This window comes from Mesorhizobium sp. M2E.F.Ca.ET.219.01.1.1 (assembly GCF_004016445.2).
In the GTDB taxonomy this organism is placed as follows: Bacteria; Pseudomonadota; Alphaproteobacteria; order Rhizobiales; family Rhizobiaceae; genus Mesorhizobium.
The window spans coordinates 1-445 of the sequence record NZ_SADT02000052.1; the positions used below are offsets into that span (position 1 = coordinate 1).

A 445-nucleotide genomic window follows, 5' to 3' on the forward strand; every position below is an offset into this window, starting at 1 on the left:
GCGGACGACGTCGCGTGGACGCATGGTCCGGTGACGATCTTCATCGACGACGACAACAGCGGCGACTTCAGCGCGGGCGACCGCACCACGACCACCGACGCTTCCGGCAACTGGTCGATCGGCGGGCTGACGCTTGCCGATGTCGGCAAGCACATCTACGAGCAGGTTCCCGGCGGGTCCGAGGAGACCGGCATCCTGGTGCAGACCATCGGCAACCCCGGCAGCGGCGGCACCGATACCGGCAACGACTTCACCAACTTCCGCAACTTCTCGATCTCGGGCACGAAGTATGAGGACCTGACCGGCGACGGCAAGACGGCGGACGACGTCGCGTGGACGCATGGTCCGGTGACGATCTTCATCGACGACGACAACAGCGGCGACTTCAGCGCGGGCGACCGCACCACGACCACCGACGCTTCCGGCAACTGGTCGATCGGCGGGC

The 445-nt window shown here is 66.5% G+C and carries 1 protein-coding gene; it reads left to right on the forward strand.

The features are described 5' to 3' along the window. On the forward strand, nucleotides 1–445 hold a 445-nt coding region (locus EN862_RS36450; RefSeq protein WP_210235704.1), incomplete at both ends, for a hypothetical protein.